Origin of the sequence: Sessilibacter corallicola, assembly GCF_021290925.1 — a bacterium.
GTDB lineage: Bacteria > Pseudomonadota > Gammaproteobacteria > Pseudomonadales > Cellvibrionaceae > Sessilibacter > Sessilibacter corallicola.
The window spans coordinates 39,929-59,860 of record NZ_JAJSLX010000004.1 but is presented as its reverse complement, the minus strand read 5'-3'; the positions used below and the strand labels follow the sequence as shown (position 1 = coordinate 59,860).

20 protein-coding genes are annotated in these 19,932 nt (G+C 43.1%); 6 read left to right on the top strand and 14 right to left on the bottom strand.

What is annotated here, in order from left to right:
- Positions 1 to 65: 65 nt before the first annotated feature.
- From flgL to LU361_RS16845, 12 genes are all read right to left on the bottom strand, one after another.
- Positions 66 to 1,433 (bottom strand): flagellar hook-associated protein FlgL, encoded by a 1,368-nt coding sequence (flgL, locus tag LU361_RS16900; RefSeq protein ID WP_233090121.1) that lies wholly within the window; start codon positions 1,431 to 1,433, stop codon positions 66 to 68.
- Between the two features lie 15 nt (positions 1,434 to 1,448).
- On the bottom strand, positions 1,449 to 3,446 hold the full coding sequence (flgK, locus tag LU361_RS16895; protein WP_233090119.1) for a flagellar hook-associated protein FlgK: 1,998 nt from the start codon (positions 3,444 to 3,446) through the stop codon (positions 1,449 to 1,451).
- Positions 3,447 to 3,480: 34 nt separating this feature from the next.
- The gene (flgJ, locus tag LU361_RS16890; RefSeq protein ID WP_233090118.1) at positions 3,481 to 4,455 is read right to left on the bottom strand and encodes a flagellar assembly peptidoglycan hydrolase FlgJ; all 975 of its coding nucleotides are present in this window, start codon (positions 4,453 to 4,455) and stop codon (positions 3,481 to 3,483) included.
- A gap of 9 nt (positions 4,456 to 4,464) precedes the next feature.
- The gene (locus tag LU361_RS16885; RefSeq protein ID WP_233090117.1) at positions 4,465 to 5,568 is read right to left on the bottom strand and encodes a flagellar basal body P-ring protein FlgI; all 1,104 of its coding nucleotides are present in this window, start codon (positions 5,566 to 5,568) and stop codon (positions 4,465 to 4,467) included.
- A gap of 38 nt (positions 5,569 to 5,606) precedes the next feature.
- Entirely contained in the window at positions 5,607 to 6,299 is a 693-nt protein-coding gene (flgH, locus tag LU361_RS16880; RefSeq protein WP_233090115.1) for a flagellar basal body L-ring protein FlgH, read from the bottom strand.
- Between the two features lie 13 nt (positions 6,300 to 6,312).
- Entirely contained in the window at positions 6,313 to 7,098 is a 786-nt protein-coding gene (gene flgG / locus LU361_RS16875; RefSeq protein WP_233090114.1) for a flagellar basal-body rod protein FlgG, read from the bottom strand.
- Positions 7,099 to 7,273: 175 nt separating this feature from the next.
- Positions 7,274 to 8,017, bottom strand: coding sequence for a flagellar basal-body rod protein FlgF (flgF, locus tag LU361_RS16870; RefSeq protein ID WP_233090112.1), 744 nt, complete (start codon positions 8,015 to 8,017; stop codon positions 7,274 to 7,276).
- Between the two features lie 139 nt (positions 8,018 to 8,156).
- Positions 8,157 to 9,419, bottom strand: coding sequence for a flagellar hook protein FlgE (flgE, locus tag LU361_RS16865; RefSeq protein ID WP_233090111.1), 1,263 nt, complete (start codon positions 9,417 to 9,419; stop codon positions 8,157 to 8,159).
- 81 nt (positions 9,420 to 9,500) lie between these two features.
- Positions 9,501 to 10,211, bottom strand: a complete 711-nt coding sequence (locus LU361_RS16860; RefSeq protein WP_233090109.1) for a flagellar hook assembly protein FlgD — start codon at positions 10,209 to 10,211, stop codon at positions 9,501 to 9,503.
- Between the two features lie 24 nt (positions 10,212 to 10,235).
- Complete coding sequence (gene flgC, locus LU361_RS16855; RefSeq protein WP_233090108.1) at positions 10,236 to 10,676, bottom strand: flagellar basal body rod protein FlgC; 441 nt, start codon at positions 10,674 to 10,676, stop codon at positions 10,236 to 10,238.
- A 2-nt stretch (positions 10,677 to 10,678) separates the two neighbouring features.
- Positions 10,679 to 11,083 (bottom strand): flagellar basal body rod protein FlgB, encoded by a 405-nt coding sequence (flgB, locus tag LU361_RS16850; RefSeq protein ID WP_233090106.1) that lies wholly within the window; start codon positions 11,081 to 11,083, stop codon positions 10,679 to 10,681.
- 294 nt (positions 11,084 to 11,377) lie between these two features.
- On the bottom strand, positions 11,378 to 12,382 hold the full coding sequence (locus LU361_RS16845) for a YhdH/YhfP family quinone oxidoreductase (RefSeq protein WP_233090104.1): 1,005 nt from the start codon (positions 12,380 to 12,382) through the stop codon (positions 11,378 to 11,380).
- A gap of 193 nt (positions 12,383 to 12,575) precedes the next feature.
- Here LU361_RS16845 and LU361_RS16840 point away from each other — a divergent pair, with 193 nt between their 5' ends.
- From LU361_RS16840 to LU361_RS16830, 3 genes are all read left to right on the top strand, one after another.
- Positions 12,576 to 12,938 (top strand): winged helix-turn-helix transcriptional regulator, encoded by a 363-nt coding sequence (locus LU361_RS16840; RefSeq protein WP_233090102.1) that lies wholly within the window; start codon positions 12,576 to 12,578, stop codon positions 12,936 to 12,938.
- Between the two features lie 535 nt (positions 12,939 to 13,473).
- Complete coding sequence (locus LU361_RS16835) at positions 13,474 to 14,919, top strand: DUF1501 domain-containing protein (RefSeq protein WP_233090100.1); 1,446 nt, start codon at positions 13,474 to 13,476, stop codon at positions 14,917 to 14,919.
- 12 nt (positions 14,920 to 14,931) lie between these two features.
- Complete coding sequence (locus LU361_RS16830) at positions 14,932 to 16,791, top strand: DUF1800 domain-containing protein (protein WP_233090099.1); 1,860 nt, start codon at positions 14,932 to 14,934, stop codon at positions 16,789 to 16,791.
- A 303-nt stretch (positions 16,792 to 17,094) separates the two neighbouring features.
- Here the strand turns inward: LU361_RS16830 and LU361_RS16825 are convergent, their stop codons facing one another.
- The gene (locus tag LU361_RS16825; protein WP_233090097.1) at positions 17,095 to 17,652 is read right to left on the bottom strand and encodes a nuclear transport factor 2 family protein; all 558 of its coding nucleotides are present in this window, start codon (positions 17,650 to 17,652) and stop codon (positions 17,095 to 17,097) included.
- Positions 17,653 to 17,865: 213 nt separating this feature from the next.
- On the opposite strand from LU361_RS16825, the gene LU361_RS16820 reads away from it, so the two are divergent.
- The gene (locus tag LU361_RS16820; protein ID WP_233090096.1) at positions 17,866 to 18,048 is read left to right on the top strand and encodes a DUF3012 domain-containing protein; all 183 of its coding nucleotides are present in this window, start codon (positions 17,866 to 17,868) and stop codon (positions 18,046 to 18,048) included.
- Positions 18,049 to 18,071: 23 nt separating this feature from the next.
- Positions 18,072 to 18,230, top strand: coding sequence for a YqaE/Pmp3 family membrane protein (locus LU361_RS16815; protein ID WP_233090094.1), 159 nt, complete (start codon positions 18,072 to 18,074; stop codon positions 18,228 to 18,230).
- A 72-nt stretch (positions 18,231 to 18,302) separates the two neighbouring features.
- Here LU361_RS16815 and LU361_RS16810 read toward each other — a convergent pair whose 3' ends face one another.
- Positions 18,303 to 18,968, bottom strand: a complete 666-nt coding sequence (locus LU361_RS16810) for a YiaD family glycine zipper/OmpA-like lipoprotein (protein WP_233090093.1) — start codon at positions 18,966 to 18,968, stop codon at positions 18,303 to 18,305.
- A 309-nt stretch (positions 18,969 to 19,277) separates the two neighbouring features.
- On the opposite strand from LU361_RS16810, the gene LU361_RS16805 reads away from it, so the two are divergent.
- Positions 19,278 to 19,763: a DUF302 domain-containing protein gene (locus LU361_RS16805; protein WP_233090091.1), complete on the top strand. Its 486-nt coding sequence runs from the start codon at positions 19,278 to 19,280 to the stop codon at positions 19,761 to 19,763.
- The last annotated feature ends 169 nt before the right edge of the window (positions 19,764 to 19,932 follow it).

The following is a 19,932-nucleotide window of genomic DNA, read 5'->3' as shown; positions in this document are numbered from 1 at the left end:
ATTTACAAGAGACCGCTAAAATTAGCGTCTAAAAAACTGTTGTAATTATATTTTTAATTCACTGTTTATAAGCGATCAAACAAACTTAATCGCGTTACTTGCACATAACTCGCTTGCGCCGCTTCAAGCACGGTTTGTTGCAAACTTAAATCGCTGAGCGCTCTTACGAAGTCTAGGTCTTCAATGGTCGATAGCGCTTCGGCATTGAACAGTTCGGAATCTTCGTGCAGTGTATCGGTGGATTCCAGTAAATTTAATCGCGCACCAATACTGGCAGAAACGTTATCGATATTTCTGCCCGCCGAATCTAAATTCGATAAAATTCGGCCCAGTCGATCAGAAAGATTTTGATTGGCTGACGATTCATCTGCGGGCGCATTTAATAATTGTGTGAGTTCAAACGCTGTATTTAATAACCCTTGAGTTTCTTGCCGCTCAATAAAAAACTGCGTTTGTTCACCAACGGTAGCACCGGCCCCATCGGGATCACCGGCACCGACGACAAAACCATTTTCATCCGTCGGCAAATACAATGAAAACGTTTGTCCGAACTCTGCGCTTAAGTCCACTTGAATTTCCAAAAACCCGTCGGAATCAACGCTGTTTTCATTCACCAAATTAAAATTGGTAATGGCGATGGGCCCTGAGCCATCAGGGGGCGAATATTCCAAACTGTAATTGAGAGGAACATTGGGAAAATTTAGATCGGTTGCATCGCGATTATCGGTCAATGTAAGTGTGGTTGTTTGCGGTGCTGGCAGCGCTGCGTATAAATCAAAGTAATTGTCGAAGGCATCGTCATCCACCAAAGCACCAGCGCCAATTCGGGCGATGGCTTCATTGCTGGAACTCGTGACAACGCGCTGGGTATTATCGATATTCTGAAAAATTTCATGGCCGCTGTCGCGAATAGAAACAAAACTGCCACCGGCAATTTCTACTGCACGAACATTTTCGTCACCCGCGTAATTAACGCTGCCATCGGGTTGAACTAAAAAAGGTTGCTGTTGTGCTTGGCTTCCAGCAAATAAAAATTCACCACGTGCGTTTTGGCTGTTAGCAATATCGACCAACTGTTCGTAAATTTGCTGCGTTTCTAAACCAATAGCAACTCTATCAACATTACTCAAAGCGCCATCACCGGCTTGAATAGCGAGTTCTTCCAAACGCTGAACCGCAATTAATGTCGAATTTAGTAACGCTTCTTGTTCGAACAAACTGTTTGACGCCAAGGTAATATTGGATCGAAAGCGAGACAGAAGCGCGTTGTCTTCTTGCAAATTTAAGATACGAGTTGCCGCTACGGGATCGTCTGAGGGCGACAGTACCTCTTTACCAGTACTGATTTGTTCTTGTGTTCGCAATAACTCAGCATAAATATCCTGAATGCTGTTTACACCGCCGGTAAATGCTTGAGTGGTTGAAATTCTCATAACAATGAACTCAAATTAAATTTGAAGAATACGGTCAAACAAGTCTCTGGCGATAGCGATCACTTGCGCGGATGCATTATAGGCTTGCTCAAAGCGAATTAAGTTTGCCGCTTCTTCATCCAGATTTACGCCGGAAATTTCTTCTCGGTTAACAAAGGCTTGATCAAAAATACTCTGATTGGCTTCGGTCTCAATGGTTTTTTGCGACGTCACCACACCCACCCGCTCCACCAATTGGCCGTAGGTATCCACCAAGCTTTGATTAGCGTTGGCAACTGCGCTGGAGCTGCGAATTAAATCCGTGGTTTGTACGGCAACCATTTCTAAGGCGTTGCGGTTATCAGAAACGCCATCGGTGTTGAATTCGATCAGCACTGTATCGGAATTTTCCGGCCGACCGGATATTTGAATTTCTAAATCAAGATTATTACCCAAGGCGTCGGACAAATTAATAGTTAAGGTATTTTCTACACCGCTGGTGTAGGCAAAATTGGCCGGAGTTGCGGTAAACCCTGCGGGCAAATTTGCGACTTGGAATTGATTGGTTGCCTCGGAGTACACCAATTCAAACGGTAAGGCACCGCCGGTCGTTGCAAGCAGCGATTGATTATTAACGTCTAAGGCGCTGACAACATTCGGCGTTGATACCGTTATATCACCGCGATTCGATGACACATTCGACGAGCGAACGGGATCGGCAAAAGCCAACTGCGACGGCTCGTTTAACACCAATTCGATGCCCTGGGCTCCGCGCCGAGTGGGGGAAATCAAAAATCGATCGCCATCAACAGCGGTTCCACCAACCAATTGAATATCGAACCCTTCGCTGGCCAAATCGATGGTTGCCGGAATCGGCAGCACCCCTGTGGTTAGCACTGTATTATCGTCTAATCTGGAGATTTCGTAGGTAGTACCAACCACGCGAACTAAATAATCAGAAGCCGTTAATAACGATGTATCGTCAATGGCGACTTGTAATTGCGCCGTACCCACATTTTCTAAACTGGCCGAAACACGATCTTCCATAGCAGAATTGGTATTAATATCAGAAAAAATATTTAAACCAAAATTGCCTTCTAAATCCAAACCTTGCGCCTGCTGCAAATTAATTGAATTTGCGGTTACCACGGCAAGGCGGCCAATTTCATTTAATGCTGGCAGCAGCACATCTTGCTGAACGCCTAACACACCACCGAGCTGACCGCCGCTTATTACCGAAGTAACAATGGTGCCTGATTCCGGCTGGATGATATCTAGGGTAAATCCTGAATCTAACGACAACGCGGTTGAAAGTTGAGTGACTTCTTCACCGACAACCAACGGCTGCCCGGTTCCAATAAAAATATTGATGGTACCGTCGTTTTGTTCAACACCGGTAATACCCACTAATTGACTCAATTCACGTATCGCAACGTCTCGGCTATCGAGTAGATCATTGGGTTCTCGACCGTTCGAAAATGATGCCGCGACCGCCGCGTTAATGCTGGCGATGTTTTCGGCAAGTTGATTAATTTGCTGAACAGAAGCAACCACCTGACTGTTTACGAACTGATTTTGATCGAAAATTTCCTGATGCAAAATATTAAATCGGTCTGCCAGTCCACTGGCCTCACTCAGCACTAATTGGCGAGTGGCGGCACTTTGTGGATCCTCTGCGGCAGTGGATAAAGAAGCAAAAAACCGCTCTAGGCTGCCGGTTAAACTGGTATTGCTCGATGCAAGCAGTGAGTCTAATTGTTGCGCCTGGTTTAAAAACGATTCCGAAGCCGATAATGCCTCTCCCGCTAGGCGTAATTCTTCATTTAGAAATTCATTGGCGAATCGTTCGATAGCAACAATTCTTGAACCATTACCGACAAATCCGGCTCCCGAAAAGCTGGGTAACTGAGTAATCTGTTCGGTTCTTTGTCGGCTGAAGCCTTCTGTATTAGCATTAGAAATATTATGGCTGGTTGTTGCGAGCGAGGTTTGAGTCGATCGCAAACCTGTAAGTCCTACGTTAATTAATGACATCGAAACACTCGCTACAATTACCGTTTAAAACAGGTTAATTAAATTCAGATTGCTGAAGTATATTAATAATTTTTTCCGCGTATTTAGGATCTGTGGCGTAACCAGACTTTTGCAGTTCCTGCAAATATTGCTCGGGTGAATGCGCCGCTTTTACCGCGCTGTCATAGCGTGGATTGGATCGTATAAATTCTATGTAATCTTGAAAACTCTGCTCGAAATTATCGTACACTCGAAACGACGCATTTTCTTTACGAGCCACACCATCGCGGTATTCCAATGTGTTGACTTGAACACTGTCACCCGACCAACGAGCGTCACTTTTAATATTGAATAAATTAAAGCTGCTGCGATCACCCAGCGAATTAATGAATTTACCCCAACCGGTTTCAAGCGCTGCCTGAGCCAACAACACATTAGCGGGTAAATTCAGATCTTGCGCGGCTTTTTCAGCAATGGGTTTTAATGCACGAATAAAATCCAGTTTGCTATCAAACGAGAGTGTATCTCTGGTGTTGGTATCGTTGGTGTTGGTATCCTTGATCTTAGTATCGTTGATGTTCGTATTTTCGACGGATGTGGATTTATCGGTTAATGGTTCAATCAATTTATCGAAATGGGTCTCTTTTTGATCTGCATTTAACGGCGCAATCTTTGTATTGGATTCCGAGTGATTGTTACCCAGATTAAATTGTTGAGTCAGTTGTTGTTCCAACACTTTGGCTAAACCAATACCGCCATTACTGGATAATTCTAAAGAAAGCTGTTGATCGTACATTTGCTGATGAAACTGCAACTCATTGGAATTCAATGGATTATCCGACGCCAATACATCCACGGTTTTGCGCATTTCTTTCAGCATTTCTCGAATAAAAAATGACTCGAACTGTTTGGCCACTTCGGCAATCGCTTGAGGGTTGTCTTCTCGCCCCAACGATTTAATCTTATTGAGCGCCGACAAATCGGTGTAAGATTCACTCGTTGCCTGACCTGTTAATCCTGCAATAGACATTGGATTATCCTAAATTACAATCAATTCGGCTCGTAATGCACCAGCTTGCTTTAGTGCTTCAAGAATCGCCATAAGATCACCGGGAGCCGCGCCGACTTCATTAACTGCCCGAACAATATCATCGAGTGTTGGGCCAGGCGCAAAACGAAACATGGGCCGGGGTCCGTCTTCGACAACAATTTCCGTTTGCGGAACGATTGCTGTCTCCCCTTCGGCCAGTGGATTCGGTTGTACCACTTGGGGATTCTCACGAATAGTGACTGTAAGACTGCCGTGGGTTATTGCTACTGGTTCAACGGTAACGTGGCTGCCAACAATAATGGTTCCGGTTCGAGAATTAATCACCACTCGAGCAGGCGCAGCACCGGGTTCTATTTCTAGATTTTCTATTAACGAGAGAAATTCAACTTTCTGTGCGGGATCAACCGGGGAGCGAACATTAATTGAAGCGGCGTCCATCGGAAATGCGGTTTCTGGCCCTAGGGTAAAATTAATAATGTCGGCAATGCGTTTGGCAGAGGTAAAATCCGGTTCGTGAAGATTTAAAATAATAGGCCCGCCGGAAGCAAAATCACCTTTCACGGTTCTCTCAACCGTAGCACCATCGGGAATACGTCCGACACTGGGAACGTTAATAGTTACCCGTGAACCGTCAGCGCCTTCAACCCCCAATCCACCAACGACCAAATTACCTTGTGCAATTGCGTAAATTTCACCGTCGATACCTTTTAGCGGTGTTAATAACAGTGTGCCGCCGCGCAGCGACGCGGCGTTACCAATGGACGATACGGTAATGTCTATTTCGTTGCCGGGTTTTGAAAACGCTGGCAATTCGGCATGAACCGCTACCGCAGCAACATTGGCCAATTGCAGACGAGCACCTTCGGGCACGGCAATGCCAAACTGACGCAACATCGAATTAAACGATTGCGCAGTAAATGGGACTTGGTTGGTTTGATCACCGGTGCCATCTAAACCAACCACCAAACCGTAACCAATCAGTTGATTCGAACGCACGCCTTGAATATTGGTAATATCTTTAATGCGTTCTGCACTGGCTTTAAAAACAACCGACAATAAAATTATCAGTAATGCTAACTTTATCGGTAACATTGATTTTATCGGTAATCCAACTCTCAGTTTAACTAACATCAGAATGGCCAATAAGGTTTATTGAAAAAGCGAGCTAACCAGCCAATACGATTGGTATCGGCTAATTCTCCGGTGCCGCTGTAGGAGATTCTGGCATTGGCAATGCGAGTCGAAACTATACTGTTATCCGTGCCAATATCTTGTGGGCGAATCATACCGCTAATGCGAATGTACTCGTCGCCGCGATTAATCGTAATCCACTTTTCTCCGCGAATAACCAAGTTGCCGTTCGGCAAAATTTCAGCAACAGTAACGGTAATATCACCGATTAAACTGTTGCTTTGATCGGCATCGGCTTCGCCAGTAAACTCCCGTTCAGAGGCTAAATCCGTTAATAAACTTAAATTTTTAAAACTGATTCCGGTGCCGAGCAACGTGCCTTCATCAACATCTAATTCACTGTCTTTTGCCAAAGAAACGTTAGACGATTTGCTCGACGTTGTTTGCTCCTCAAGAATTACCGTAATAATATCGCCAACACGCATGGCTTTAGCATCGGTAAATAAAGACACTGAATAGTTACGGCTGTACAGCGATCCGTTTTCCGGTGGAATTCTTGCTTCGTTAGGTGCAACCACCGGTGCGTAATAAGGATCGCTATCGGGTTCGGGAACGGAATATTGGCTGGAGCAACCGATAAAAAAAGAACTCGCTGCCAACAAACTCCACTGCATTATTGTATTTAGGTTCATCAGAAATTTACCGCTATAGGTTTTGACTGATAAATTGCAACATTTGATCGGCCGTAGTCACAACCTTGGAATTTAATTCGTAGACTCTTTGAGTGGTGATCATATTCACCATTTCCTCAACGATATCGACGTTTGAATTTTCTAGCGTACCTTGTAAGAGTTCACCCAAACCGTTTTGTCCGGGCACGCCCGCTTGCGGGTTACCACTGGAAGCAGTCTCGTAAAATAAGTTTCCGCCAAAGGCTTCTAAACCCGAAGGATTGATAAAATCCACGACTTCAATGGTACCGATTTGTGTGGGCGTTGCCTCACCGGTAATGCTCGCGGTAACAATACCGTCTGTACCGATGGTTACTGTGCTGGTATTTTGCGGCACGGCAATGGCAGGTTCCAACAGTAAACCGTTTCCGTTGACAATATTACCGTCGGCGTTTAAATGAAACTGACCATTTCTGGTGTAGGCTGTGGTTCCATCGGGCATGGCAATTTGGAAAAAACCTCGACCGCTGATTGCCACATCTAATGCCTGATCCGTAACTTGCAAACTGCCTTCGGTAAATTGCTTTTGTGTACTCACAACACGGACACCCGTGCCTAACTGCAAACCCGAAGGTAAGGTTGTATCTTGCGTTGACTGGGCGCCGGGTTGACGAGTAATTTGATAAATTAAATCTTCAAATACAGCAGCGTCGCGTTTATAACCTACAGTAGATGCATTCGCTAAATTATTTGAAATCGTCGTTAATTGAGTGTCTTGGGCACTCAATCCGGTTTTACTAACATAAAGAGCTGCATGCATAATAAGTAACCTCAATTATTAAAGCTTTCGATCCATCTACCGATATTTATATTGTAAGAAAATTTCTCTAAAAAAAATTATGATACGTGTTTACAAAAGCACAATCTTACAAATAAAAGCCAAAAACGTTCCAATTTAAAATGATTGGAACAGTTCAAACATCGTGCATACCAATTTACGTTAACTGCAATAAGCGAACGCTAGCATCAGAATTTTCTTCTACCGTGGACATCAATTTAATTTGCGTTTCGTATTGACGCGACAACGCCAACACTTTGGTAAATTCGTCAATAACGTTCACGTTACTGGTTTCGAGAAAGCCCGCTACAACCGTTACATTCGGGTCGTCAAAAAATTCACCACCGTCTTTTAAACGGAACAATCCATCGGTGCTTTTTTCGATGGTATCTAAATCTGGATTCACTAAACGAAGACGATTTACATTAGCCAATGCTTCTGGGCCTTGTCCTTGAATTTGAATTGAAATCGTTCCGTCGCGGGCAATTTGAATTTTTTCAATGGGCGGCAAACTGATGATTCCGCCCTCACCCATGACCGGCAAACCATTACCGGTATGAAGTACGCCTTCTGGGCTGACCACAAAATTTCCTACCCGAGTTAATGCCTCGGTTCCGTCAGGTGCCGTGACGACAAAAAATCCGTCACGTTCAATGGCCGCGTCTAAATTTCGCCCTGTTTGACTTAACGAGCCAAAACTAAAATCCGTTGCTGGCCGTTCGGATTGCGAGTAAGCACGTGTGGGCAGACCATCGCCATAATAAACGCCCATACTACGAGCTTGTTCGAAGTCTGCCCGAAAGCCGTGAGTATTGGCGTTTGCCAAATTATTGGCGTGTGCGGTTTGCGCAAGCATATTATTTTTGGCACCGGTCATGGCAATATAAATTGCTCTATCCATTCCCAACTACTCCAAGAATTTATCGTTTATTTATCAATAATTAACTGTTCACAAATTACGCAAATTAAATGCCAAACAATAATTTTAAAGGCAAAAAAAAGGCGACTTTCGTCGCCCAAAATCGCACAGTCAATTCTGTTTATCGTATGTTAATAATCGTTTGCGTTACCTGGTCAGCGGTTTCTACCGTTTTCGAATTCGCTTGATAATTACGTTGTGCAATAATCAATTGCACAAGTTGTTCCGTTAAATCAGTGTTCGACTCTTCTAATGCACCGGAGTTAATTAAACCGAGAGCCGCCGAGCCAGGTGCACCCACGTTTGGCTCGCCCGAGCGAAAGGTTTGCGCCCATGAATTATTGCCTACTGGTTCTAAACCTTGGGTGTTGGTAAATTCCGCGAGTGCCACTTGGCCAATAATGCTGGATTGACCGTTGGTAAAGCGCGCAAAAATAATTCCTTCGGCGTCAATTTCTAATCCTGACAATCGCCCCGTTGCAAATCCATTTTGCTCAACATCGGTTACCCCAAAATCAGAACCAAATTGCGTGGTTCCTCGATAATCGATAATTAAATCACCGATTGCCGCATCGGTTGCTTCTGGCGGTGTCCAGTTAGTAATTGCAAAAGTGGTACCACCGGCAACACCATCAACGGCAATTAAATTTCCGGTGGTATCAAAATCTAAGATATTAGGAATGGCGTTGCCCATAGCATCGGGATTTACCGCAACACCATCAATAAAAGAATACGATTGCCATTGCGAGCTGCCTGCCGCAGCCGTATTTTGCACAAAGTACTGAGTCAGGGTGTGGCTCACACCCAGTGCGTCGTATAACGTAACGGACGTAGCACTGTTGTAGGTACTTGCGTCTGTGGCATCAAACGGTGTGACGAGCGGTGCCTCTAGTGACGCATCTAAATTTAAAATCCAGTCAACCCGACCGGTTTGCTGCGGCGGAATATTGTCGGTAGAAATTCTTAAATCCGTCAATACACCAACAATATTATTGTTTTCGTCTGCACCAAACCCCTGTACCGTTCCACCCGTGTTATTAATCACGAATCCGTTGTCATCTAAGCCAAAGGTTCCATCGCGGGTGTAATTTAATTCACCGGCATCTTCGATGATAAAAAACCCTTCACCGCTGATTGCCATATCCAACTCGTTTTCCGTGTACGCTAGATTGCCTTGGTCAAAAATCTGTGCGACATCTGCCACTCGAACACCATCACCAACTTCAAAAGAACCGGAACCGAATAAAGAGTTTGCGTAAATATCTCCAAATTCGGTTCGACTTTCTTTAAAGCCGATTGTCGAAGCATTCGAAATATTGTTACCGGTTACTTCCAAATCAATATTCGCTGCACGAATTCCGCTGAGACCGATATTGAAAGACATAACGTACTCCTAAATCCAATGACAAAAATACAACATTAAAAAGCCGTTTTACTGCAGAGACTCTTTATCATCCTTTTTAAATTACTGATTAAACTGAATAACGTCATCGATACTGAATGAACCAATGCCCGCTAAATTCAACGTAAGCTCGTTGTTATTGCCGACCGTAACGCTATTAACATTGGCACTTAATCCGGTGTCTAACTGGGTAGATTCCCCACCGATTAAAGCAGTTACTCTAATTTCGTATTCGCCCGGAGGGATTTCAGCATTTTGTGACTGCCAGTCGAGTAACTCACCATTTAATTCAGCAAACAAACCGTCCCAACGGAAAATTAATTCACCACTGGCTTGCTCTCCCAACGGAATTCTGTCGATGAGCGAACCGTTATCGTCGAAAATACTGATATTCACATCAGGGCTCGAGGTAGGCAGTTCTACTCGCCCAGAAACCACACCACCGGCCGATAATAACGTCGAACTCGACGGCACAGTTACTGATGTGCCCACCAACGATGACGCTGCTAATGCCTGATTCGATAAAAACGATCCCGTAAAATCGCTGAAGTTATTGCTCAACTCATCCAAACTTTCAACTTGAGTGAACTGCGCTAACTGCGCAACAAACTCGCTGTTTTCCTGTGGCTCTAGCGGGTTCTGATTTTGCAACTGTGTTGTCAGCAGTTGTAAAAATACATCGCGGCCAAGATCATCGCCGTTTTCCGATTCGTCGCTTTGGCGATTTCGGATCGAAAACTGATTGAGAACCGAGTCAACATTGGAGATATCCATAATGAGAATACCTAAGACGTTCTGTTATTGCCCTAACGTTAAAAGACGTTGCATCATCGTTTTTGCAGTATTTAATACTTCAACATTCATTTGATAGCCTTTGGAACTGGCTATCATGTTTGTCATTTCTTCGACTGCGTTTACGTTCGGATAAAATACGTAACCTTGTTCATTCGCCAGCGGATGCCCAGGTTCGTAACGTTGTTGCAATGGCGCTTGCGATTCAACAATTCCAAGCACCTGCACGCCACTGTTTTCTTTTATTCCATCGTCCAGCGTTTCAAATTGAATATCAGACACTTGCTGAGCAATGGCAGAAAAAACCGGGTGTCTCGCACGATAGGTTTCATCAATACTCGATGCCGCAGATTCCGCGTTGGCCAAATTGCTGGCCGTAGTATTTAAACGAACACTGTTTGCATTTAGAGCCGTAGCAGAGGTTGCAAAAATATTACCTAATGACATGCTTATTCACCTCTTAACGCCGTTAACATTCCGCCGAAGCTACTTTTCAAAAATAAAAAGCTGGTTTCAAAGGCAAGCGAGTTTTTCATAAATTCTGCGTGCTCAATGTGTTCTTCAACGGTGTTGCCATCAATGGATGGTTGTAATGGTGACCGATACAATAAATCATCATTTTCAATGACCACCGCACCACCGGGTCGGTGAGTATCATTGGTGGTATTCATTGACAAACCTTTCGCCGGCATTTGGTCGACTTTTTCGAATACAGATTTAAAATCAAAATCACGCGCTTTAAATCCGGGTGTTTCAGCGTTGGCAATGTTGTTTGCAAGAATGTCTGCACGCTCGGTTCTTTTCATCAAGGCTAACGGATGAACACCCAGTGCAGTTTCGAAATTAATTGCCATCGACTCCAAACCTCACATTAAATATTTATTGTCGTATTCCTGTTGTACGAGAAAGAATGCCAAACCCGTACCAAGATCGAATACTCAAACAAAATCAATCATTTAGTTATTGAAGCGTTAATAATGGCAAGCTTTTGCCGTTATGCAGCGGCAAGTTATGAAGGTTTTTTCAAAGAAGCCAAAAGAAAGGGAAAAATAAAACGGTAAAAAAGAAAGGAAAAAAACAAACAATAGAGCAACGGCTGACATTAGAAAATACTAATACCAACCGTTACATTTTCTAACTACAAAAAATTATGCGTCTGAATCGAGGTTCAGTAAGGTTCTACCAACAATGTTACCCGCTAAAATTGAATCAATTTTATCTTGCAACTCAGAGAAACCAATTTCTTTTACCAGTGAATCCAAAGAATCGAGTTTCCATTCCTGAGAAAGCTTCTGCCAAATTGGCGAACGCTTTTGACTCGGGAATTGAACAGAATCAACACCCAATAAAGAAACACCGCGCAATATAAATGGGAATACGTTAAGCGGTAAATCGGTCGATGCGGTTAGTCCACAACAGGTGACTACGCCGTCGTATCGACTGGATTTCACGGCCGCCGCCAAATAATCGCCACCGACACAATCGACAACACCGGCCCAACGCTCTCTCATTAATGGTTTATGAGCGTTTTCTAAAAAGGCTTCTCGGCTTATTACGTCACTCGCCCCAAGTTGCTTTAAGAAATCCACTTGCGACGCCTTGCCGGTAAGTGCCACCACGGTATAACCGGCTTTTGCGAGAATACCCACAGCAACGGAGCCGACACCACCGGTGGCGCCGGTCACCAATACTTCGCCGTGCTCAGGTTTTACGCCCGCATCCACCAGTTTTTGAACCGAGATTGCTGCGGTGAATCCGGCGGTTCCATAAATCATGGCTTCACGCGCAGACAAACCTTCCGGTAAAGCGAACACCCAACTGCTGGGTACGCGGATATACTGCCCAAACCCGCCCGAGGTATTCATTCCCAAATCAAAGCCGGTGACCAACACTTCATCGCCAACATTGAAATCTGAGCTTTCGCTGGCAACCACCTCGCCCGCCGCGTCGATTCCTGGCGTGTGAGGGAATTTGGTGGTCACACCAGGGTTACCTTGTGTGGAAAGCGCGTCTTTAAAATTGAGAGACGAGTATCTAACCCGAATTAGAACGTCGCCTTCTGGAAGATCATCTAATGTTCGCTGCGTCACCGATGATTCGAATTTTCGTTTCTCTACCTGCTCAACAACGAGTGCCTTGAATGATTCCGACATAAGTTCCTCTTTGATATTATTCTGGGTACGAGACTATTCTGCCGGTATGAGTTAAATTATCAAGTATGCACTTTTAAGTGGTATAGTTACCAAAAAGATACCATTGATTGAACTGAACGGATCTACTGTTAGGACCTACTGTTAGTCTCTACTGCTAAAACCTACTGTTGGAACCCACTGCTGAGATGTACGAATGACAAAAGTTAATACACCCCAAGACAGCGCCATTGAATACGTCTGCGGCGTATCCGTTACACTGGAGCTTATAGGTGGGAAATGGAAAGGCGTGATCCTATGGCACCTATGCCATAAAACACTGCGATTCAGCCAACTCAAACGGCGCCTGCCCCGCGTGACTCAAAAAATGTTGACTCAACAACTGCGAGAATTGGAAAAAGACGGCTTAATCAATCGCAAAGTTTACCCAGAAGTGCCACCTAAAGTTGAATACTCATTAACTGAATTAGGCCGAACATTGCAACCTATGCTGGATGGAATGTGTAAGTGGGGAATGAATTATTACGAGAGTGATTCAGAACAAGAAATTTCTGATTAACGCTAATCGTCAGAATTTTAGTTTAGCGTTTAATAATCATGGACGCTCTAATACTCATTAATCAGTACAATCCATTCTCTGTTGGCAGTGTCTCACTGCCACACTGAACAGCTCGAACAATTCACAAGTTTTTACGTTTTCATTCTTGCAACAACTCTGAATCTTTGAGCTTTATTTACCCTACCCTCTGCTTAAAAATTTTTCTGATTAAAAGCCGAGAACACTAGAACCTTCACTGTAAAATTTGCGACTCATGCAACTTTTAAATAAGAACCACTCACTATTAATATTTCTTATTTTTATTTAAAAGGAAAAAATCAATCCCACCAGAAATTTAAAATATTTTTATAATCACCGCAAAAATTCACATCAAAACCAAACCTATTAAAAATATTGTTTATATAACCAGAAAAATAAAACTGAATATTTCATTCGTGATTTAAAACAATCTTCGATTCATTTAAATCAATAAAATTACCTTGAAGCCAGTCCTTGAGCTTCAGAATTTTTCTAAATTCTTACAGGAATTAATACGATGGCTATAGACAAATCGAGAAGATCATTGTTGAAATATTCAGGTCTTCTAGGGTTACAAAAATTTGTGGTACCTTCTTCTGCGTTATTAGCTTCCAACCTTGTATCTGCTGCGACTGATAATTTTAAAGCATTAGTATTTATTAATCTTGCCGGCGGCAACGATAGTTTTAATATGGTTGCACCGAAAGAACCTGGAATATTACGAGATAACTACGAATCGGGTCGACGTAGTGTTGCTTTAAACGCAGACTTAATGAAGCCCGTAACAGCTTTGAACGCTCCCAAAATATTTAATGGTGTTGACTATAACGGTTTTGGTTTTCATCCAAACTGTGGCGATATGGCGGATATGTTCAACAACCAAGAACTGGCAGTGATCAGTAACGCCGGTAATTTAGTGGCTCCTGTTACAAGAACTCAATACTTAAACAATTCCGTTGCCTTACCGCCGCAACTATTTTCCCACTCCGACCAAGCCAGACAATTACAAAGCCAGCCCATGTTGCAAAGTCAATTTGGTTGGGGCGGAAAAATGCTCGAAATTTTAACGGGTGTCAGTGGGGTTAATATTTCTGGATCGCCAGTATCGCCGTTAATATCACTCAACGGCTTGAATACTTTTCAGACTACAGAATCGGGTCTACTCAATATTTATGCGATGAACCCAGGAAAAATACCTCGTATCATCTCTAACATTCGAGCCACAGCCGATATGTATACTACCTACATGTCGACACCGACCAACCATTTAATGTCGAGAAATTATCAGGAAAGATTCTTTTCAGCCACCAACGCCCAAGTAGCGCTTTCAACCGTATTCGATGACGCTGATGCCAGCACTGTTAATTACGATGAAATTTTTAGCAATAATAACGCAACCTCTACCAATCTTGGCAGACAACTGCAATCGGTTGCCAAAATTATTTCTGGTCGAGAAACTCTCAACAATGACCGAACCATTTTTTATGTTCGCCTAGGTGGATTCGATACTCACAAAGATCTTCTTTCTACTCAGGCCTCTTTGATGAAACAATTAAACGGCGCGTTAAAAGCCTTTCGAGATACGCTCGTTGAATTAAATTGTTTTGATAACGTAACAACGTTAGTCAGTTCCGAATTTGGCAGAACCTTCGCCCCAAACAGTACCACCAACTCTGCTGGAACCGATCACGCTTGGGGAGGCAACTTTTTAGTAATGGGCGGCGCTGTGAACGGTGGCAACTTCTACGGCACCTACCCTGATTTACGTATTGGCGAAGAATTGGATTCCGATGATCGTCAGGGTCGCGGTCGGTGGATACCACAAACAAGCGTGTCACAGTGTGGCGCTGTATTGGCAAATTGGTTTGGCGTTCCCGAAGAAAACCTACCGGAATTGTTCCCCAATTTAGCTAACTTTGACAGCCCGTTTTCTGTTAACGCGAATTTGAATTTTATGGCGTAAGGAGTGTTAGACATGAATTTTTTACCGTTTAGCCGTCTATTAATCACAATAAAAATTTGCTGTTTGTTGTGTATTCACAGTGCATTTGCACAGTCGCAATCACTCACGTCAGAACAAGTGGATACCGATGTAATTCGATTTTTAAACCAAGCGACTTTTGGGGCAACACCTGAATCTTTTACTTCACTGCGCTCACAAATAGCCAACGATGGCAGTAACCGTTTAGCAATTTACGATCAGTGGATTAACGATCAAATCGCACAAACACCCTCCAATATGGATACATTTTGCAACAGCGCAATTACTGGTATTACATCAGACATTCAACGCGCTGCGATTCGAGATGTACCCGACTGCTATTGGACAACATTTACATCGGCAAAAGATCAGTTGCGTCAGCGAGTCGCCTTTGCTCTGAGCCAAATTCTGGTAATTAGCACACAACAAGTTGCCGTTAGAAGCGCTTACCGAGGTGTTTTCACCTATTGGGATACGTTGTCGAACCACGCGTTTGGTGAATACAAAAATTTACTCTACGACGTATCGATTCACCCTGTTATGGGAGTGTGGTTGAGCCACATTAGTAATCCCAAAGCCGTACCGGGCACGGGAATATACCCCGATGAAAACTACGCCCGCGAAGTTATGCAGTTATTCAGTATGGGATTGGTGCAAAGACGGTTGGATGGTTCGGTGATTACTGATGATAACGGCAATCCAATTCCTACCTACGATAATTCTGTGATTGAGGGAATGGCTCGCGTATTTACGGGTTTATCGTTCAGTCGATGGTTTGATTCAAACGGTGAAAGTATTGAAAACACCAGTTTTAACCGAAGCGTAAGACCGCCGTTCAATCGAGGCCAAAACCAATGGCTTGCGCCAATGAAAATTTTTACCAGCCAGCACGACTATGACGAAAAGGTACTCTTTACTGACAAAGGCGTTACGCTGACTCTTCCTGCGGCCACAGAAAAAACCGCTCTCGCCGCTTTAGAAGAAATCCAAACCGTGACTAACGCTTTAGCCGCTCACTCCAGCACAGCGCCTTATATCAGTCGTATTTTAATTCAGCGCTTGGTTACGTCTAATCCCAGCCCACAATACATAGAACGAGTTGCAACGCAGTTTGCCAACAATGGCGATATGACCGCAACTATTAAAGCCATTTTATTAGACCCAGAAGCAAGAGATCCAAACAACGTTAACAGTGATCGTTTTGGAAAGGTAAAAGAGCCCGTGTTGATGCTAACCAATCTATTCCGATTGTTAGAAGCACAATCTGGAATTTATTTGGATCAACGAGAATTCGGTATCAACGCGGCAAATTTCGATAATTTTGAGCAAGACGCAACATTGCTGCGTATCGGGCTTTTATCGAATACAGGCCAACAGATAATGGGCGCTCCTAGCGTATTTAACTTTTATTCACCCAACTTCTCGCCAGCCGGTTTACTGGCCGACGAAGGTATTGTGGCCCCCGAACAGCAATTACAAACTGACAACCAGTTAATTTCGGTATTTAACTATTACCATCGGTTAACCAACAACAGCCTGAGTCGATCCTTCCCCGTAAATGAACAAAATTCATTTCTTCTGCCGTTTACAGTGGATAACCACAAAACGGGATGGAATCAACAATTGCTGGAGTCAATTTGGAATTCCACCGAAGGCGATAACATAATCAAAGCAGAAGCGTTGATTGATTTTCTCGATTTCTATCTGAATGCCGGTTTTCTGCATGCCGAAAGAGCAACCTCGGTTACGCGCAGTGCCATTGTTAAGAACGTATCGGAAAGTACAGAAGCTGCAAGATACAAAGCGGTTCTCAATGGGGTAATAAACGCACCAGAAACTCAAATACAACGTTAGGTTTTAATGCACTAGCACCCAGAAATTCACAAAAACAGAATTTTCTGGGTGTTTTTTCGATTAAACTAAGACAGGCACATTTATTTTTACTCAACAATAAGTTGGTTTAGATTCTCACCCCCAGTAAATTTCGATTTTGGTGTGTAATTAATCCAATCGATTTGCTCAATAATTTTAAGCTCTGAGTTTAATTTTAAAACAATCAAAAAATACCAAGGTCTTAGGGCCTGTTCACACTAATTTAACCGCACCTGTCGCGCCTAAAACGCGTCAGTCTAGGCGTGAGGAGTGCAGTTTAGCGCGCTAAATAAGCGACGAACAACAACGAATGGCGTGTTTTAGGGGCGACCCTAGGGGCTCGGCGTATTTTTCCCGTATTTCGTGTTGCAGCTCGTTCATTTGGAACAACCAAATCACACTCACTGCGCCAAAAATACGAAAAAAATACACTCCAGCAGGTGTGATTAAATTAGTGTGAACAGGCCCTAACTGTTCACCATAATAATGAAACGGATAAAAATAACCTTCGGTAAAGATCGTATTCTGATCATAATATTGACGCGTTACTTTTAACGATTCATTACCATTGACCAGCTTAAAGTTATCGTTGCCCCAATCAAAAAATTTTTTCAGGTTTTCTCGACCTTGAATGTGGTTACCATACACCATATCATTCAATACAACCTTTGGATCATAGAAAGTCATCAACCGATCAATATCACGTCTGTTGGCATACACCGAAAAGTAATCTTCGCCGATGGCCTTCAACTTAGCCTTACCTTCGTCTGCTTCTATTAAGCCACTCCATAATAAACAACCAAGAAAAGAAGCAATTAATCGAACCATTAACATTTTTCGCATTGTATTAGCACCAGGTTTTGAGCAATTCATTAATAAAGCAACGTCTAAGGTTTTATCTGTTTTCGAATGCGTGTTCATTGTAAAACACTGCAAAATGTCTCTTTTTAGCCGTTTTAAAGCGTCGTTTTTCGATGCATAAAGAGTATGATTCCCAAACTGTACAAAAACATCGATATAACTATTGTTCAAATTCTATCGAACCTGGGCATCAATATGAATAACAAGATTCTTTTTACGGTATTGCTTTCGGCAACGGTATTCGCACTATCGGCTTGCGCACCAGAGGTTGGCAGCAAAGCGTGGTGTGACGATATGAATGAAAAATCGAAATCCGACTGGACAGCAAGCGAAGCGGGTGAATACGCAAAAAACTGCGTGTTTAAACAAAAAGACTAAGTAGATCAGCGAAAGAGAGAGTAATGAATAAAACGGTATTAGTGATTCTGGCGATTTTGATTCCACCACTGGCGGTATTTTTTAAAAGCGGTGTTGGCAAAGATTTATTGATTAATATTTTGCTGTGCTTTGTATTTTATATACCGGGCATTATTCACGCTATTTGGGTAACGACTAAATAACAAATTCGCCTGTTAGACACAAAAAATGCCTTACCGTAAAAACGGCAAGGCATTTTTTATAAAACAACGGGATTAGGTGGTTGCAGGAACCAACGTAATTTCAACACGACGGTTTGACTGCTTGCCGGCTGGGGTTGAATTAGTGGCAATTGGCTGAGATTCACCGAAACCAATTGGCTCTAAACGAATTGGTTTTACGCCTTGAGACTGGAAGTAACCAGAGACAGAGTTTGCACGCTGTACAGACAACGATTGGTTGTAAGACTCTGAACCGTCGCTGTCGGTGTGTCCGCCCACAACAACCAATGTTTTATCGTATTCTTTCAGTACTAGGGTTACTGACTCAAGCACTGGGTAGAAATCAGAGGCGATTTCAGAACGCGCCGAAGCAAAAGTAATGTTGCCAGGCATAATTAGATTGATGTTATCGCCAACGCGCTCAACACTCACACCACTGCCACGCAATTGCTTACGCAGTTTTGCTTCCTGTGCGTCCATGTAATAACCAATGCCACCACCAATAGCGCCACCGGTTGCCGCTGCGGCCAAAATACGCTTGTTACGTGTACGACTGTCGTCGTCTTTGTTATCAATATACGCAATTACCGCAGCTACGCTCGCACCAATACCGGCTCCAATCGCAGTGTTTGACGTTTTTTGCTCGCCTGTGTACGCATCATAGGTGGTACAACCGGCAAGAATCGCCATTGCAGATACGGCGCAGATTAGTTTCTTCATTGTTTCTCCTGTTTATTCATTTCACTGTTTGATTTTTAAACAAATCAAGCCTAACTAGAATGCTTCTATAATAGCGTTTACACCGACGTTCATCCATTGACTGTGTCAATTCTCAGATATTGAATAGTTAGACAAAAATACAAGCCTGCCAATCTGGCTTTTAAGACGATTTATACCTCGCCAGTTATGAACACCGAATGAATTTAACCCGAGCATAATTTGTTATCTCTAGGACCGGTTAACACAAATGTTTTAATAATCACCCCATAATATTGGCCAAAATTCTATGATCATCAGGAACTACGACACATGATTAAGCCAGTAAAATTCAGTTCATCCGTTAAGAAAGCCTGTTTTGCCATTGCATTGTTGGTGGGTGCCTCTCAATCCATCGCCGCCGAAGGCGTTAAAACCATCAAGAGTCAGTTGAATTTTGAACAAAGTGTTCAAGAATTAGAAGCCACTTTAAAGGCCAAAGGGATGACCATTTTTGCCGTGGTCGATCACGCAAAAGGGGCTGAATCAGTATCAATTGATTTATTGCCAACTACGCTTTTTATTTTTGGCAATCCAAAAGCCGGATCGCCACTGATGAAATGCGAGCAATCCGTCGCTCTGGATTTACCACAAAAAATGTTAATTTCTGAAAACAGCGAAGGCGAGGTTTTCGTTTCTTACAATGCCCCTGATTACATTGCCGCTCGTCATAAATTATCGGGTTGCGAAAAAAACCTGATGGTTATCACCAACGCATTAAAAGGCATTGCGAATAAAGCCGCTGGTTTAAATCAATAAATCAGACTCTTGTTGTTAATATCAGAAAATAAATTGCTACGATATAACATCGCAAAATAAAATAATTTTTTAAAGCTTTTAATTTTTAATGGTCAAGTTTTAAATGCTTGGCCATTTATATTTTCCATTCTCTTACTGTCATATCTGTCAGATTATTCCAAAATACTTA

Coding starts and splice junctions, on each gene's coding strand:
- flgB (WP_233090106.1), bottom strand. CDS start 11,083: ATGGCAATTAATTTCGAAACTGCACTGGGTGTTCATCCGTTAGCCTTG.
- LU361_RS16860 (WP_233090109.1), bottom strand. CDS start 10,211: ATGGATATCTCCAATGTTGACTCGGTTCTCAATCAGTTTTCGATCCGA.
- LU361_RS16805 (WP_233090091.1), top strand. CDS start 19,278: ATGATTAAGCCAGTAAAATTCAGTTCATCCGTTAAGAAAGCCTGTTTT.
- LU361_RS16815 (WP_233090094.1), top strand. CDS start 18,072: ATGAATAAAACGGTATTAGTGATTCTGGCGATTTTGATTCCACCACTG.
- LU361_RS16885 (WP_233090117.1), bottom strand. CDS start 5,568: ATGTTACCGATAAAGTTAGCATTACTGATAATTTTATTGTCGGTTGTT.
- LU361_RS16840 (WP_233090102.1), top strand. CDS start 12,576: ATGACAAAAGTTAATACACCCCAAGACAGCGCCATTGAATACGTCTGC.
- flgG (WP_233090114.1), bottom strand. CDS start 7,098: ATGCATGCAGCTCTTTATGTTAGTAAAACCGGATTGAGTGCCCAAGAC.
- LU361_RS16830 (WP_233090099.1), top strand. CDS start 14,932: ATGAATTTTTTACCGTTTAGCCGTCTATTAATCACAATAAAAATTTGC.
- flgJ (WP_233090118.1), bottom strand. CDS start 4,455: ATGTCTATTGCAGGATTAACAGGTCAGGCAACGAGTGAATCTTACACC.
- LU361_RS16845 (WP_233090104.1), bottom strand. CDS start 12,382: ATGTCGGAATCATTCAAGGCACTCGTTGTTGAGCAGGTAGAGAAACGA.
- flgF (WP_233090112.1), bottom strand. CDS start 8,017: ATGGATAGAGCAATTTATATTGCCATGACCGGTGCCAAAAATAATATG.
- LU361_RS16835 (WP_233090100.1), top strand. CDS start 13,474: ATGGCTATAGACAAATCGAGAAGATCATTGTTGAAATATTCAGGTCTT.
- LU361_RS16825 (WP_233090097.1), bottom strand. CDS start 17,652: ATGCGAAAAATGTTAATGGTTCGATTAATTGCTTCTTTTCTTGGTTGT.
- LU361_RS16820 (WP_233090096.1), top strand. CDS start 17,866: ATGAATAACAAGATTCTTTTTACGGTATTGCTTTCGGCAACGGTATTC.
- LU361_RS16810 (WP_233090093.1), bottom strand. CDS start 18,968: ATGAAGAAACTAATCTGCGCCGTATCTGCAATGGCGATTCTTGCCGGT.
- flgE (WP_233090111.1), bottom strand. CDS start 9,419: ATGTCTTTCAATATCGGTCTCAGCGGAATTCGTGCAGCGAATATTGAT.
- flgK (WP_233090119.1), bottom strand. CDS start 3,446: ATGTCATTAATTAACGTAGGACTTACAGGTTTGCGATCGACTCAAACC.
- flgH (WP_233090115.1), bottom strand. CDS start 6,299: ATGAACCTAAATACAATAATGCAGTGGAGTTTGTTGGCAGCGAGTTCT.
- flgL (WP_233090121.1), bottom strand. CDS start 1,433: ATGAGAATTTCAACCACTCAAGCATTTACCGGCGGTGTAAACAGCATT.
- flgC (WP_233090108.1), bottom strand. CDS start 10,676: ATGTCATTAGGTAATATTTTTGCAACCTCTGCTACGGCTCTAAATGCA.